The following is a 13,473-nucleotide window of genomic DNA, read 5'->3' as shown; positions in this document are numbered from 1 at the left end:
GGATCAGCCCCCTTCGCCCTTGTTGCCCAGAACGCCCCCCAGCGGCCGCGCTGTCGCAGGCCTTGGGCGGGACTGTTCGATCGCGCGGGTCAGGGCGGCCAGATCGGTGCGCAGTTCCGACATTGTATCCTGCCGCCCGGCGCTGATCTCTTCGAGGATCCGCAGAAGTTGCACATCCATCGAGCGCAGGCGCATGCGGCTTTCGGCGTCCAGCCCCTCGCCACGTTCCTGCACGGACAGGGCCGCGGCAAGCCGTTCTTGCCCCTCGGCCAGCTGCAGCAAGGCAGCCGTCAGTTCGGATTGCTGCCCGCCCCCGGCGCCCAATGTTTCATTGAGCCCATCGATGACCACACCCAGCCGCTCCAGGCGCGCATCCGTTGCCGCGCGGGTGGCTTCGGCCTGTTCCAGCAGCACCTGAACGGTTTCCATCTGCTGGACCATCCCGTCGACCACCTGCACCAGCATGCCCTGGTCCGGCGCGCCTTCACCCTCGCCCGAGGAAAACCCGACGCGGGTGATCGTGCTCAGCCATTCTTCCAGTTCGCGGTAGAACCGGTTCTGCCCATGGCCTGCGAAAAGTTCCAGCAGCCCGACCACCAGCGATCCGGCAAGACCCAGAAGCGAGGATCCAAAGGCCACACCCATGCCCGACAACTGCGCATCCAGCCCGTCCATGAGGCGTCCGAACACGGCAACGCCTTCCTCGCCTTCCTGCGGGGCAAGGCTGCGGATCGTGTCGACCAGCGCGGGCACGGTCGTGGCCAGCCCGTAGAACGTGCCCAGAAGGCCCAGAAAGATCAGCAGGTTGACGATGTAGCGCGTGATTTCGCGCGCCTCGTCGATCCGCGTCGCCACGGAATCGAGGATCGAGCGGGTCGAACTGGCCCCGATCTGCATCCTCGCGCCGCGCGTCCGCAGCAAGGCGGCCAGCGGCGCCAGAAGGCGCGGCGCCACCCGCCCATCCGCACGGCCCTTGGCGAAGGCCTCGATCCAGCGGACCGATGTGATCAGCTGCGCCACCTGCAGGAAACAGGCCAGCACACCGATCACGAAGACGAACAGGATGAACCCGTTCAGGTAGGGGTTTGCCTCGAACACCGGCAGCACGCGCGGCAGGGCCAGCACGATCACGAATGCGGCCAGACCCAATACCAGCAACATCGACACGATCTGGCGCAGGGGTTGCGAAAACTGCGGCTCGGCCTCGCGGTCCGGCATGTCCATGCGGACGGCTCCTGACACTGTTTGTTCTTGGGTTTGATCCTAGGGGCTGAACCCCAGACTGCCAAGGGGTTATCCCCGTTGATGCGTCCTAATCCGGGTCAGATCGCGCACTCTGCCGTCCAGCCAGGCCAGATCGGGGTCCGCAATCCCCAGGCTGGCCAGATGCGCCGCCGTGTTGTGCAGGTATTCCGTGTTCGGACCACGCCCACCCACGGCCTGCGCGATGATCTGTGCCTGCTCCTCCAGCGGCAGGCCACCGCAATACTGGACATGGTCGGGATCGATCACATAGGTCACCGCCTCGACGCTGGTGCCATCGGCAAGATCGACCCTGAGCATCCGCTCGACATAGGCAGAAGAGATCAGCTCGCGTTCGCGCAGATAGGCCAGAACGTCATCGGCCTGATCGGGACGCACGCCCAGCGCCAGCCCGTGGCATTCCGTATCCGCCGCGGCATCAAGCGCCAGCACCAGTCCAGGCGCCTCAGGCGTGCCGCGGTGATGGATCGAGCGCATGCAGAAACTGCGATGATATCCCGAAAGGCGCGCCAGAACCGACCGGCTGACATCGAAGCCGGGATTCCACAATAGTGATCCATATCCGAACACCCACATCATGGCGCTACTGGTCCTTCCATTTGCACCCCTGTAAACACCACGGCAGGCGCAGTGAAAAGGGGGGCCTGCCGCGTGAAACGACTGTTGTTCCTGATCGTCATCTCGGCCGCGCTGTGGTCCGGCTACTGGATCTACGGGTCATCGACCACGCGCAGCGCCTTCGAGGACTGGTTCGCGGACCGGCGCGCCGAAGGCTGGGTCGCCGACCATGCGGCGCTTGAGGTGCAGGGCTTTCCCAACCGTTTCGACGTCACGATGACCGAGGTCGCCCTTGCCGATCCCGAAACGGGCTGGGCCTGGACCGCGCCCTTCTTCCAGATCCTGGCGCTCAGCTACAAGCCGAACCACGTGATCGCCGTCTGGCCCGACCTGCAGCATGTCGCAACGCCCCTTGGCAAGTTCGACATCACCCAGGCCGCAATGCAGGCCAGTGTCGTGCTGTGGCCCAGCACCGATATTGCGCCCGACCGGATCCGGCTGGTCGCCGATACCCTGCAGATCAGCGCAAGCGATGGCACCGGCACGGCGATGAGCGCCCTGCGCATCGCCGCCGAACGGCTTGGCCCGGATGGGCAGCCCGCCACCACAGCCCCTGATGAAGGCGCGACGCGCTATCGAATCGCCTTGTCCGCCGAAGGTTTCGCCCCCGATCTGGCCCTGCGGCATCGCATCGACCCCATGGACCGGCTGCCGCGCACCCTGGATGCCTTGCGCGCGGATGTGACCCTTGGGTTTGACCGTCCATGGGATCGCCGCGCGGTGGAAGAAGCGCGTCCGCAACCGCGCCAGATCGCGCTGCGCCTGGCCGAGGCGCGCTGGGGCGAGCTTGAGCTGAAGGCGGCGGGCGAGCTTGAGATCGATGCCGCGGGCGAGGCAACCGGGCGGATGACCGTCAAGGCCCAGAACTGGCGCGAGATCCTTGCGATGGCCCGCGCCTCGGGCGAACTGCCCGAAGGTGTGGCCGACACGCTGGAACGGGCGCTGTCGCTTCTGGCCGGTCGGAATGACGGGATCGACATTCCGCTGGATTTCAGCCGTGGCCTGATCTGGATCGGCCCCGTTCCGGTGATGGAAAGCCCCGTTTTCGTGCTGCGCTAGGCCCGGTGCCGGTGCTTCAGCGGCAATAGGGCCCGCCACGATGGCGCGCCGTGTCGAAATGGAAATGGTCCTGGTGGAACCTGTCGGATTCCGGCCCCAGCACGGTGCCGAAGGTTCCGCAGGCCGCTCTGTGCATCTGCCTGAGCGCGCGCCCGTTGCGCCCCGCGCCCCAATCACGCAGCACCGTCACCTCGGTCCCGTCGCGCAGGCTGTAGCCGGAAACATCAATGGCCTTGCCCCGCCCATGTTCCGAGATGCGCGCACCGGGCTGATGGTTGCGCGTGCGGCAGGCATAGCTGGCCGCGACCCGGATCGACTGCACCCCGCCGCCCTGGTTTCCAACAGCGGGCATCATGCCCCTTTCGACCCAGGTGCCGAAGGCCCGCGCCGTGGGACAATCCACAACCGCCCCGGTGCTCAGGCGCACGCCATTCACCTCGTGCAGGCGGACCGCGTTGGCAATCCCGCAGCCGGTGATGCCGCCGGGCACCTCGCCTACCACCTCGCCGCGCAGGGCGGGGTCCTTGCAGACCATCGGGTAACCGCTGGTCGATGGCGCCGCGCGTGATGCGGCTGGTCTTTCGTAACGAACACTACAAGCACTGGCACTGAACAACAGCGCCACAAGTGCCAGGGGCACAAGGGCGGAATGGCGCATCAGCGGACCGCCTTTGCTCGCCCGAAGTCGGGCGCATCGGTGTCCTGTCCCGCTTCGATGATCCCGCGCCGGATGGCGCGGGTGCGGGTAAAATAGGCATGCAGATGATCCCCGTCCCCGGTGCGGATGGCGCGTTGCAAGGCGAACAACTCCTCTGTGAAGCGGCCAAGGATTTCCAGCGTGGCCTCCTTGTTGGTCAGGAACACATCGCGCCACATGGTCGGATCGCTGGCTGCGATACGGGTGAAGTCACGGAAACCGGCGGCGGAATACTTGATCACTTCGCTATCGGTCACGCGGCGCAGGTCATCGGCCACACCGACCATCGTATAGGCGATCAGGTGGGGCGCATGGCTTGTCACCGCCAGCACGAGGTCATGGTGATCGGCCTCCATCGTATCGACATTGGCGCCGATCCCCTGCCAGAGGCGTGTCAGACGATCCAGCGCCGCCGGATCCGTGCCTTCGACCGGGACAAGGATGCACCAGCGGTTGTCGAACAGGGTGGCGAACCCGGATTCGGGGCCAGAGTGTTCCGTACCCGCCAGCGGATGCGCGGGGATGAAATGCACATGATCCGGCAGATGCGGGCCAACCGCCTCGATCACCGCGCGCTTGACCGATCCGACATCGCTGACGGTGGCACCTTGCGCCAGATGCGGCGCGATCTCGGCGGCGACTGCGCCCATGGCGCCCACCGGCACGCAGAGGACCACCAGATCGGCGCCCTCGACCGCCTCGGCGGCCGTCTCGCAGACCCGGTCGCACAGGCCGATCCGGCGGGCTGTCTCGCGCGTGGCCGGGCTGCGGGCATAGCCTGTCACCTCGCCTGCCAGGCCACCCCGTTTCATCGCCCAGAACATCGAGGATGCGATCAGCCCCAGGCCGATCAGCGCAACGCGGTTGTAGACCACACTCACCGTGCACCCCCCTTGAACTGGCCCACGGCATGGGCGACACGGCGGCAACTTGCCTCGTCGCCGACAGTGATGCGCAGGCATTGCGGCAGTTTGTATCCGGCCACCCGCCGCACGATCAGACCCTGCGACTTGAGGTAGGTATCGCAGGCCTCGGCCTCGGCCTGGTCGGCAAAGCGCGCCAGAACGAAATTCGCCATCGAGGTGTCGCATTGCACCCCGTGTTCGGCCAGCGCCTGCGCCAGCCAGACGCGCAGGCGCGCGTTTTCCGCGCGGCATTTCGCGGCATAGGTCTGGTCGCGCACTGCGGCCTCGGCGGTGGCGAGGGCCGTGTTCGACAGGTTGAACGGCCCCCGGATCCGGTTCAGCACATCCACGATCGCACGCGGGCCATAGCCCCAGCCGACCCGCAGGCCACCCAGGCCGTAAAGCTTGGAAAAGGTGCGCGTCATGACCACGTTGTCATGCGCCTCGACCAGTGCCGCGCCGCCATCATAGCCATCGACATATTCGGCATAGGCCCCGTCCAGAACCAGCAGCGCATGATCCGGCAGCCCCTCGGCCAGACGCGCCAGCTCGTTGCCGCCGATCATCGTGCCGGTGGGGTTGTTCGGATTGGCGATGAACACCAGCCGTGTCGCAGGCGTCACGGCGGCAAGGATCGCATCCACATCGGTCACGCGGTCGCGTTCCTTCACCTCGACGGGCGTGCCCCCCGCCGCCAGCGTGCTGATGCGGTACATGGCAAAGCCGTGTTCGGTATGGATCACCTCGTCACCGGGTCCGACATAGGCCTGGCAGAGGAAATGGATGATCTCGTCGCTGCCCACGCCGCAGATGATGCGGTCGGCGTCCAGACCATGCACATCGGCAATCGCGCCGCGCAGCCCCGCGTGATCGGTCGAGGGATAGCGATGCAACTCGTAGCCCGAGCGGCGAAACGCCTCGATCGCGGCCTCGCTTGGCCCAAAGGGGTTCTCGTTCGAGCTGAGCTTGACCACATCGGTCATGCCCTCCACATGGGCGGCGCCGCCCTGGTACAGCTCGATCTGCATGATGCCGGGTTGCGGCTGGATCTGGGTCATGACTACGCTCTCCTTGCGCCCCCTCTTAGCGGCGCGCCAAGCTCAAGAAAAGCGCGAAAGCGGCGTTGCACCCGATGCCGCAGGGCTGCCGACCGGCCTTTCATCTTGCCGAAAATGCTCAAGATCCGCCTCCCGAAACCGTCACGCGCCTCAGGTCGCAAGCACATTGCGGAACAGCCAGGGATCGCTTTCGTCGATATCCTCGGGAAACAGCTCCCACCGGTCCTGCAGCGGCGTCCAGTCGGTGTAATGCGCCTCGACCGGTCCAAGATAGGGCCGCTGCACGGCCAGGCAACGCGCATGGTCCATCTCGTCCGTCTCGACGATGCCGGCGCGGGGGTTCTCCAGCGCCCAGACCATGCCGGCCAGAACCGCGCTGGTCACCTGCAGGCCCGTCGCGTTCTGATCCGGGGCAAGGCTGCGCGCCTCGGCATTTGACAGGCGCGAGCCATACCAGAGCGCGTTTTTCGCATGCCCGTAAAGCAGCACGCCCAGCTCATCGATGCCTTCCACGATCTCTTCGGGTCCCAGGATGTGATGCGCGTGCTGCACCCGGCCAGAGCCGAACATCTCGTGCAGCGACAGCACCGCATCGTCACAGGGGTGATAGGCATAATGACAGGTGGGCCGATACGCGGGCGCGGCCGGGTCGCCCACCGTGTAATAGTCCGAGATCGAGATCGCCTCGTTATGCGTCACCAGGAAACCGAATTGCGGGCCCGGTGTCGGGCACCAGCTGTGGACGCGCGTGATCGCACCGGGCCTTTCGATCCAGATCGCGGAACGGCAGCCCGCGGCATGGCGATAGGCATTGTCGGGAAACCATGTCTCATGCGTGCCCCAGCCCAGTTCGGCAGGCTGGAAGCCTTCGGCGATGAACCCCTCGACCGACCAAGTGTTGACGAAGACCCCGCGCGGGCGCGGCAGGGTGCGCGCCTGCGTGTCGCGTTCGGCCACATGCACGCCCTTCACCCCCAGATCGCGCATCAGCAGCGCCCAGCCCTGCCGGTCCGAAGGCACGTCGGCTGCATGACCGCAATCTGCAGCCAGCTGCAACAGCGCCTCCTTGACGAACCAGCTGACCATGCCGGGATTGGCCCCGCAGCAGGACACGGCGGTGGTCCCGCCGGGGTTCGCGGCCTTCTCGTCGCGCACCTTCTGGCGCAGCGCGTAATTCGTGCGCGCCTCGTTGTCGGGGGTCTCGAAATAGAAACCTGTCCAGGGTTCGACCACCGTATCGATGTAGAGAACGCCCAAGTCCCGGCACAGCCGCATGATATCGAGCGAGGACGTATCGACCGACAGGTTGACGCAAAATCCCTGCCCACCGGCAAAAAGATCGCCCAGCACCTCGCGGTAGTTGCTGCGCGTCAGCGCGACGGGCAGATGCGGGATGCCTCGCGCGGCCAGATCGGCCACTGCCTCGGGATCGGGTTCGATCACCATCAGGCGGCTTTCGTCGAAATCGAAATGCCGCTGGATCAGCGGCAGTGTTCCCCGCCCGATCGAACCATAGCCGATGATGACCACTGCGCCTTCGATACGACCATGGATCGGCCAGCCACCAGTCTTGCCGTCTGACATCCTTCACCCTCCACCACGCGGCATCGCACCGATACCCACGCGGCAGTTGTGGCACGAAAAAACCCGCCGCAGAAGCTGCGGCGGGTCTTGATCCCCCGAAATCGGGGCAATCTGGTCCGAAGTCTTAGTTCTTCGCGTAGAATTCGACCACGAGGTTCGGTTCCATGATGACCGGATACGGCACATCGCCCAGGCTGGGGGTGCGCACGAAGGTGGCGGTCAGCTTGGAGTTGTCGACATCCAGGTAATCGGGCACGTCACGCTCGGGCAGCTGGGTGGCTTCCAGGATGACGGCCATCTGCTTGGACTTCTGGCGAACCTCGATCACGTCACCCTCTTTCACGCGGTAGGAGGGGATGTTCACGCGCTTGCCGTTCACGGTCACGTGGCCGTGGTTCACGAACTGGCGGGCAGCGAAGACGGTCGGCACGAATTTCGCACGATAGACCACGGCGTCCAGGCGGCGCTCCAGCAGGCCGATCAGGTTTTCACCGGTATCGCCCTTGACGCGCTCTGCCTCTGCATAGATGCGGCGGAACTGCTTTTCGGTCAGGTCGCCATAGTAGCCCTTGAGCTTCTGTTTGGCACGCAGCTGGGTGCCGAAATCGGACAGTTTGCCCTTGCGGCGCTGGCCGTGCTGGCCGGGGCCGTATTCGCGGCGGTTCACCGGGGATTTCGGACGGCCCCAGATGTTTTCGCCCATGCGGCGGTCGATCTTGTACTTGGCAGACGTGCGTTTGGTCACGGCTGATCTCCTTCTTTAGAGTATGAAGGGCGTTGTCCTCTGGCAAAAGCCCGACAGGTCACCCCTTGCGGGGGCCACCAACACCAATGAAGCCGCGCTTATACGGCGGCCGCGCGCAGAGTCAACAGCCATATGCCCCCGAAAGCGCGGGGTCGAACCGTTGACGGGGCTGGCAAGCTGCACCTAGGGTCGGACATCACGTGGTGGAGGATGACATGCGTAAATGGTTCTTCTGTGTCGGGTTGCTGGCCCTGGCAGGTTGCGGCGTCCCTTTCGTGCCCCTTGTCTGAGGACGCGTGACTTGTCCGGGGGCACGTGAAGGGGTCGCCCCCGTCACTGCCATGCCACCGCCGACGTCCCGCAGCCGCGCGGTCAGGCCGCCTCGTGCCGCAGGATCGCCGCTTCCGAGGTGCTGAGCATCCGCCGCGCCGCCGTGCCGTAGACATGCGGATCGTATTCCAGCGCGGGGAACATCGCCAGAAGCCGCATCCGGTCGGATTCGGCCAGGCTGGACAGATCCGCCTGAGCCGGGTGGAAGCTTTCTGTCTCGACCCCATTGGCCCACAGAACGTGATGCGAGGGCAGCAGAAGGTGCACATAGGTAACCTGCTTCATGGCCATGTCCACCGCGATGGTCTGGCCGTTCACCAGGTCCCGCGCGGCGACAAGCACCTCATCGGTGTTGAAAAGGGCCTGCGCCGCCCGTCCGCGCAGCAACATCCGGTGTTCCGGCGATACCACCAGTTCCTGATCGGGTCGCTCCACGCCCAGCGCCCCGGCACGAAACCGGATCGGGCGCAGTTTCGGCATCGCGAAAAGCCGCGCCCCGGTCATCCGGCGGCTACCGATCCACAGAACCTCTTGCGGGCCGCTGTCGCGGGTCTGCACCCTGTCGCCTTCTTGCAGTTCTTCGACCAGACGCGGGCCGTCCGGCGTGGCTATGCGTGTGCCGGGCGTAAAGCAGATCACCCCCGTGCCCGCCGGACCGCCCTTGCCGGCATGCACCAGGTCCATCGAGTGATGCACGATCCACAGATCGGTGTCGCGCGGGGGCAACCGATCGAGGAACATCAGAAGCGGGGGCGCGCCGGTGCCCACCTCGATCACCGTGACGGCAAAGCTTTGCGCCCCATCGGTGACGACAAAACCGCTTTCTTCCAGCGGCGTGCTGATTTCGACGCTGTCCAGATCACGCGTCTGCGTGATCGCGGCGCCCACAAGGCGGCGCACCATGCGCGCCGCGCGTTTTCTCAGTTCTGCTTCGCCGTCCGCCGGGCCAAGACGCAGCACGTGACCGGGACCGTCCACCCTTACGGCATCGCCGCGCCAGGACCATGAAGCCCCGACCGCCAATGATGCCAAGGGGGCAGCCTCAAGGCCGTCCACTTCCGTCTGTGACCAGGAGATGACGAACGTGCCCTCAAAGCCCGTTCCCATACCTGCTCTATCTGCCTCAAGTTATTGTTTTTTGTCTTTTTATACTTTTTTGTATCGAAAGACTAGCAGAGCGGGATCATGGCTGCAAATCCCTCTTGGATGCCAAGGGGACATTAGCGGCAAAACGGTTGCAGACGCGCCACGCGGCGCGCCACCAGTCGTTCGGACCGTTTTCGTTCAGAAATTCAGATCAAGGCGGATCGAACCCAGGACCTGCCCTTCGTCCTGGCCTTCGAATTCCTTGCCAAGCCAGGTCAGGCCATAGAAGACGGCGGTCCGCTCGCCCTGCCAATGCAGGCCAGCCCGCAGCCGCGTACGCCGGTCACGCACCTGAACGCCTGAAGATCCGGGCAGGAACACGCTGTCGGACACCGCCGCGATATCGCCGCCCATCACGAAGGCATAGCCGCCTGCATCGCCCTTGACGCTGCGGTAACGCTGCCCGGTGACAGGATCGCGGACCAGCAACTCGCCCTGCCCCAATGCGCCGAAGGTGACGTCGACGCCCGCGCGCAACAGGGTTTCGACCCCGGCCCGCGCCTCGATGAAGGGACGCATGCGCGCACTCGGGCCCAGCGGCACCTCGCGCCCGGCCTCACCGACCAGGCTGGGGTGAATGTCATTGCCCACCTGTGACGCCCGTGTCAGCGACGAGGCCTTGTCGACGCCCACAAGATCATGAAACGACGCCTGCAGGTCATCCAGCCGCGTTTGCGGACCGGTCATCACCAGATCGCTGCCCAGGGCCAGCTCAATCCCCTCGCGTTCGAAATGCGTGTGCAATCCAAGCGACAGCGCCCCGGCATAAGGCCGGTCGCCCGGCGCCGGATTGACCAGGTTCTCGGGCGCGATGATCTGGGCCCCGAGGCGCAGTTCGAGGATGTCACCGATGTCGTAGGGCAGCGCGCCCGACCACCCGCGACCCCAGACACGGCTGGAGGCAACGGAACCGCTGCGCCAGCGGTCGCGGCCATCGCCGATGTAATCATTGGTGATCAGACGGCCATAGCCGATCCTGTCACGTGTCTGCGCCGTGGTTTCCTGCGGCAAGGCCATCAAGGCGATGCAGATCGCTGTCAGGACACGAAACATGGCGATTTCCTTCATTCTTCAAGCCGCGTGATACCAGCCATACGCGATCTGCCCGGACGGCTGCCAGCCACAACGCAAAGATTCATCGTTTCTGTGGCCGCAACGCCAGATTGAGTGGACCGACATATTTGCCGGGACCGGTTTGCCGCGCAGCCGTGGATCGGGCATAGTACCCGAATGCGGCGCGAACTGCCCCGAAACTGGTCATTTTTCCGATTTTTTGAAGCGATACGACCTTCATGGACATTATCCTCGTCACCACGATCATTGCGGCACTTTTCCTGCTGATCGGTATCGCCGAGCCCCTGGCGGCACGCCTGCGCCTGCCCTACAGCGTCATTCTTGCGCTTCTGGGCATTCTTGTGGCGACAGGAGCCGCCTTTTTCCTGCGCACCGAACTGACCGATGCGCTCAATCCGGTGGCCGCGGCGATTCTGGGTCTGCCGATCCGGTCGAACGTCTTTCTCTATGTCTTCCTGCCGACGCTTCTGTTCCAGGTGACGCTGGTGATGGACCTGCGCCGGATGGTGGACGACTGGGTGCCGATCCTTGTTCTGGCCGTCGTGGCCGTGATCGTGGCGACGGTCGTGATCGGATATGCGCTGTCCTGGACCTCGACGCTGCCGCTGGCGGCCTGTCTGCTGATCGGGGCCATCGTATCGACCACCGATCCCTCGGCGGTGGTCAGCATCTTCCGCTCGATATCGGCACCGAAGCGGCTGTCGCGCATCATCGAGGGCGAAAGCCTGCTGAACGACGCCGCCGCCATCGCCCTGTTCGGCCTGTTCATGGGCTTTGTCATGTCAGGCGTACCCGACCCGACGCTGCGCGGCGCGCTGGAACAGTTTCCCATGCTGATCGTGGGCGGCGCGCTGGCCGGCTGGATCATGGCGCGGGCCGCACTCTGGCTGATGACGCTTGTGGCCCAGCACGATCTTGCGGTGATCTCGATCTCGGTCGCGCTGCCTTACCTGTCCTACGTGGCGGCCGAACAGCTTGTCGGCGCCTCGGGCGTGATCGCGGCGGTCAGCGCGGGGCTGACCCTGAACCTTTTGGGGCCCGGCCGCCTGCCGCCGGCGATATGGTCGAACCTGCGCGAGGTCTGGGGCCTTCTGGCGCATTGGGCCGGGGCCTTGATCTTTATCCTGGCAGCCTTGCTGATCCCCCGCCTGCTGGATGCCGTGCGCCTGTCGGATATCGGGTTGGTCATCGTGGTCATCCTGGCCGCGATCGCCGCGCGGATGATCATCCTCTTCGGTTTGTTGCCGCTGCTGTCGCTTCTGCGCCTGTCGCCGGTGGTGGAACGGCCCTACCGGGTGGCGATCCTCTGGGGCGGCTTGCGCGGTGCCGTCACCCTGGCGCTGGCGCTGGCCGTGACCGAAAGCTTCCGCGTCCCGGTCGAGGTCAAGCGCGTGGTCGGCATCCTCGCCACCGGGTTCACCCTGTTCACGCTGCTGGTGCAGGGGACGACCCTGCGCTGGGTGATCCGCAAGCTGGGTCTGGACCGTCTGTCGCCCCTTGATGCGGCACTGTCCAAACAGGTCGTCGCCGTGGCGCTGCAGAACGTGCGCGAGGACGTGGCGACAACGGCCGACAGCTACGAGTTGACGCGCGAAACCGTCAGGTCCGAGGCCAAGCGCTTTGCCGGGCGTCTGGACGACGCCGTCAAGGCCGCCGAGGAAGGCGAGGAAATCTCGGACAAGAACCGCATCACGCTGGGCCTGATCGCACTGGCAGGCGCCGAGCGCGAGATGATCCTGTCGCGGTTTCGCGAGCGCGCGATCTCCTCGCGGCTGTCGGACCGCATCCTGACCGATGCCGACCGCCTGATCGAAGCGGCGCGCAGCGGCGGGCGCACCGGGTACCAGCGCGCCGCCCGGCGCAGCCTCGGAAACGCGCCCGGCTTTCGCGTGGCGCTGTTTCTGAACAACCGCCTGCGCCTGTCCGGCCCGCTGGGGCGGCTGACCGCCGACCGCTTCGAGGTGCTTCTGTCCCAACGCCTGATCCTGCGTGATCTGCACGGCTTCATCGACACCCGCATCCGCCGCATCCATGGCCGCCGGGTCGCCGATCTGCTGCACGACCTGCTGGATCGCCGCCTGGAACAGGTGGAACAGGGCCTTGACGCCATGCGTCTGCAATATCCCGGCTATGCCGAGGAACTGGAACGCCGCTTCATCCGCCGCACCGCCCTGCGTCTGGAAGAGCGCGAATATGAAACCATGCGCGCCGACGGATTGATCGGGGCGGAACTGCATGTCGCCCTGACCCAGGATGTCGCCGCGCGCCGCAAGCAGGCCGACGAGCGTCCCAAGCTGGATCTGGCGGTGCGCAAATCCGACCTTGTCCGTCAGTTTCCACTGTTTGCCGACCTGGACGAGCGCACGTTGAAGCGCCTCAGCCGCGCGCTGGTCACGCGCTACGTCAACACGGGCGAAAAGATCATCCGCCGCGACACGCCCGCCCGCAACGTGCATTTCATCGCCTCGGGCGCGGTCGAGTTGCAGACCGCAGGCCAGACCTGGCGTCTTGGCCGGGGCGAGATGTTCGGACAGATGGCGATCCTGATGCAGAAACTCCGCCGGACCGAGGTCACGGCCATTGCCCCTTCCAGCCTGCTGGTGCTGGACGAGGCGCGGTTCCGCCGCCTTCTCAAGCGCAGCCAGCCGATGCAGGCCGCCGTGATCGATAGCGCAAGACGGCGCGGCCTCGATCCCGCGCAGGTTCTGGAAAGCGTCGGCGTGACGGTGCCGCCAGCCATGGCAAAGGACCGGACGGATACCGGAAACAGGCCGTCCACGCCCGAGGTCACCCCCGAAACCGAACAGGCGGCCAAGCCTGAAATACCGTCTGAAACATTGTCCCCCGCGCCCGCGGAAACAGCGTCGGACACCGACAAGGACACCCCCCCAGGGGCATCGACGCAGGACCGCAGCGGAGCAGTTTAGAATCGTTCCAAACCTTGACAGTCAGGGCCATCAAGCGCATATCCTGTGGCAAGCCATGAAAGGAACA

General features: G+C 65.4%; 11 protein-coding genes. 2 read left to right on the top strand and 9 right to left on the bottom strand.

Translation table 11 applies throughout. The features are described from left to right. Nucleotides 1–3: 3 nt before the first annotated feature. Both ACMUJL_RS15145 and ACMUJL_RS15140 read right to left on the bottom strand, forming a co-directional pair. The gene (locus ACMUJL_RS15145; protein WP_068290479.1) at nt 4–1,224 is read right to left on the bottom strand and encodes a biopolymer transporter ExbB; all 1,221 of its coding nucleotides are present in this window, start codon (nt 1,222–1,224) and stop codon (nt 4–6) included. 69 nt (nt 1,225–1,293) lie between these two features. Continuing rightward, the gene (locus ACMUJL_RS15140; RefSeq protein ID WP_375573881.1) at nt 1,294–1,839 is read right to left on the bottom strand and encodes a gamma-glutamylcyclotransferase; all 546 of its coding nucleotides are present in this window, start codon (nt 1,837–1,839) and stop codon (nt 1,294–1,296) included. A gap of 75 nt (nt 1,840–1,914) precedes the next feature. On the opposite strand from ACMUJL_RS15140, the gene ACMUJL_RS15135 reads away from it, so the two are divergent. Then, nucleotides 1,915–2,940 carry a DUF2125 domain-containing protein gene (locus tag ACMUJL_RS15135; RefSeq protein ID WP_375573088.1) on the top strand — a complete coding sequence of 342 codons (1,026 nt, stop codon included), beginning with the start codon at nt 1,915–1,917 and terminating at the stop codon, nt 2,938–2,940. A 16-nt stretch (nt 2,941–2,956) separates the two neighbouring features. Here ACMUJL_RS15135 and ACMUJL_RS15130 read toward each other — a convergent pair whose 3' ends face one another. The 7 genes from ACMUJL_RS15130 to ACMUJL_RS15100 all read right to left on the bottom strand — a co-directional run bounded on the left by ACMUJL_RS15130 (nt 2,957) and on the right by ACMUJL_RS15100 (nt 10,458). Next, complete coding sequence (locus tag ACMUJL_RS15130; protein ID WP_068290476.1) at nt 2,957–3,598, bottom strand: extensin family protein; 642 nt, start codon at nt 3,596–3,598, stop codon at nt 2,957–2,959. Next, the gene (locus tag ACMUJL_RS15125) at nt 3,598–4,518 is read right to left on the bottom strand and encodes a prephenate/arogenate dehydrogenase family protein (RefSeq protein ID WP_375573090.1); all 921 of its coding nucleotides are present in this window, start codon (nt 4,516–4,518) and stop codon (nt 3,598–3,600) included. Before ACMUJL_RS15125 ends, ACMUJL_RS15130 begins: the two co-directional genes overlap by 1 nt. Continuing rightward, nucleotides 4,515–5,600: a histidinol-phosphate transaminase gene (hisC, locus tag ACMUJL_RS15120; RefSeq protein ID WP_375573092.1), complete on the bottom strand. Its 1,086-nt coding sequence runs from the start codon at nt 5,598–5,600 to the stop codon at nt 4,515–4,517. The genes ACMUJL_RS15125 and hisC overlap by 4 nt, the downstream gene beginning before the upstream one ends. A gap of 150 nt (nt 5,601–5,750) precedes the next feature. Then, nucleotides 5,751–7,184, bottom strand: coding sequence for a homospermidine synthase (locus tag ACMUJL_RS15115; RefSeq protein ID WP_375573094.1), 1,434 nt, complete (start codon nt 7,182–7,184; stop codon nt 5,751–5,753). A gap of 124 nt (nt 7,185–7,308) precedes the next feature. Further along, a complete protein-coding gene (rpsD, locus tag ACMUJL_RS15110) occupies nt 7,309–7,929 on the bottom strand; it encodes a 30S ribosomal protein S4 (protein ID WP_068290469.1) in 621 nt (206 codons plus the stop codon). A gap of 372 nt (nt 7,930–8,301) precedes the next feature. Beyond that, nucleotides 8,302–9,366 (bottom strand): Hint domain-containing protein, encoded by a 1,065-nt coding sequence (locus ACMUJL_RS15105; RefSeq protein ID WP_068290467.1) that lies wholly within the window; start codon nt 9,364–9,366, stop codon nt 8,302–8,304. A gap of 177 nt (nt 9,367–9,543) precedes the next feature. Continuing rightward, nucleotides 9,544–10,458, bottom strand: coding sequence for a lipid A-modifier LpxR family protein (locus ACMUJL_RS15100; protein ID WP_375573097.1), 915 nt, complete (start codon nt 10,456–10,458; stop codon nt 9,544–9,546). Between the two features lie 239 nt (nt 10,459–10,697). On the opposite strand from ACMUJL_RS15100, the gene ACMUJL_RS15095 reads away from it, so the two are divergent. Further along, a complete protein-coding gene (locus tag ACMUJL_RS15095; RefSeq protein ID WP_375573099.1) occupies nt 10,698–13,406 on the top strand; it encodes a cation:proton antiporter in 2,709 nt (902 codons plus the stop codon). Nucleotides 13,407–13,473 lie beyond the last annotated feature (67 nt).

This window comes from Seohaeicola sp. (assembly GCF_048006315.1).
Classification (GTDB): Bacteria; Pseudomonadota; Alphaproteobacteria; order Rhodobacterales; family Rhodobacteraceae; genus Seohaeicola.
The sequence above is the reverse complement of the archived record's forward strand: the minus strand, read 5'-3'. Positions and strand labels throughout refer to the sequence as shown.

Coding starts and splice junctions, on each gene's coding strand:
- ACMUJL_RS15145 (WP_068290479.1), bottom strand. CDS start 1,224: ATGGACATGCCGGACCGCGAGGCCGAGCCGCAGTTTTCGCAACCCCTG.
- hisC (WP_375573092.1), bottom strand. CDS start 5,600: ATGACCCAGATCCAGCCGCAACCCGGCATCATGCAGATCGAGCTGTAC.
- ACMUJL_RS15100 (WP_375573097.1), bottom strand. CDS start 10,458: ATGTTTCGTGTCCTGACAGCGATCTGCATCGCCTTGATGGCCTTGCCG.
- ACMUJL_RS15140 (WP_375573881.1), bottom strand. CDS start 1,839: ATGTGGGTGTTCGGATATGGATCACTATTGTGGAATCCCGGCTTCGAT.
- ACMUJL_RS15105 (WP_068290467.1), bottom strand. CDS start 9,366: ATGGGAACGGGCTTTGAGGGCACGTTCGTCATCTCCTGGTCACAGACG.
- ACMUJL_RS15115 (WP_375573094.1), bottom strand. CDS start 7,184: ATGTCAGACGGCAAGACTGGTGGCTGGCCGATCCATGGTCGTATCGAA.
- ACMUJL_RS15130 (WP_068290476.1), bottom strand. CDS start 3,598: ATGCGCCATTCCGCCCTTGTGCCCCTGGCACTTGTGGCGCTGTTGTTC.
- ACMUJL_RS15095 (WP_375573099.1), top strand. CDS start 10,698: ATGGACATTATCCTCGTCACCACGATCATTGCGGCACTTTTCCTGCTG.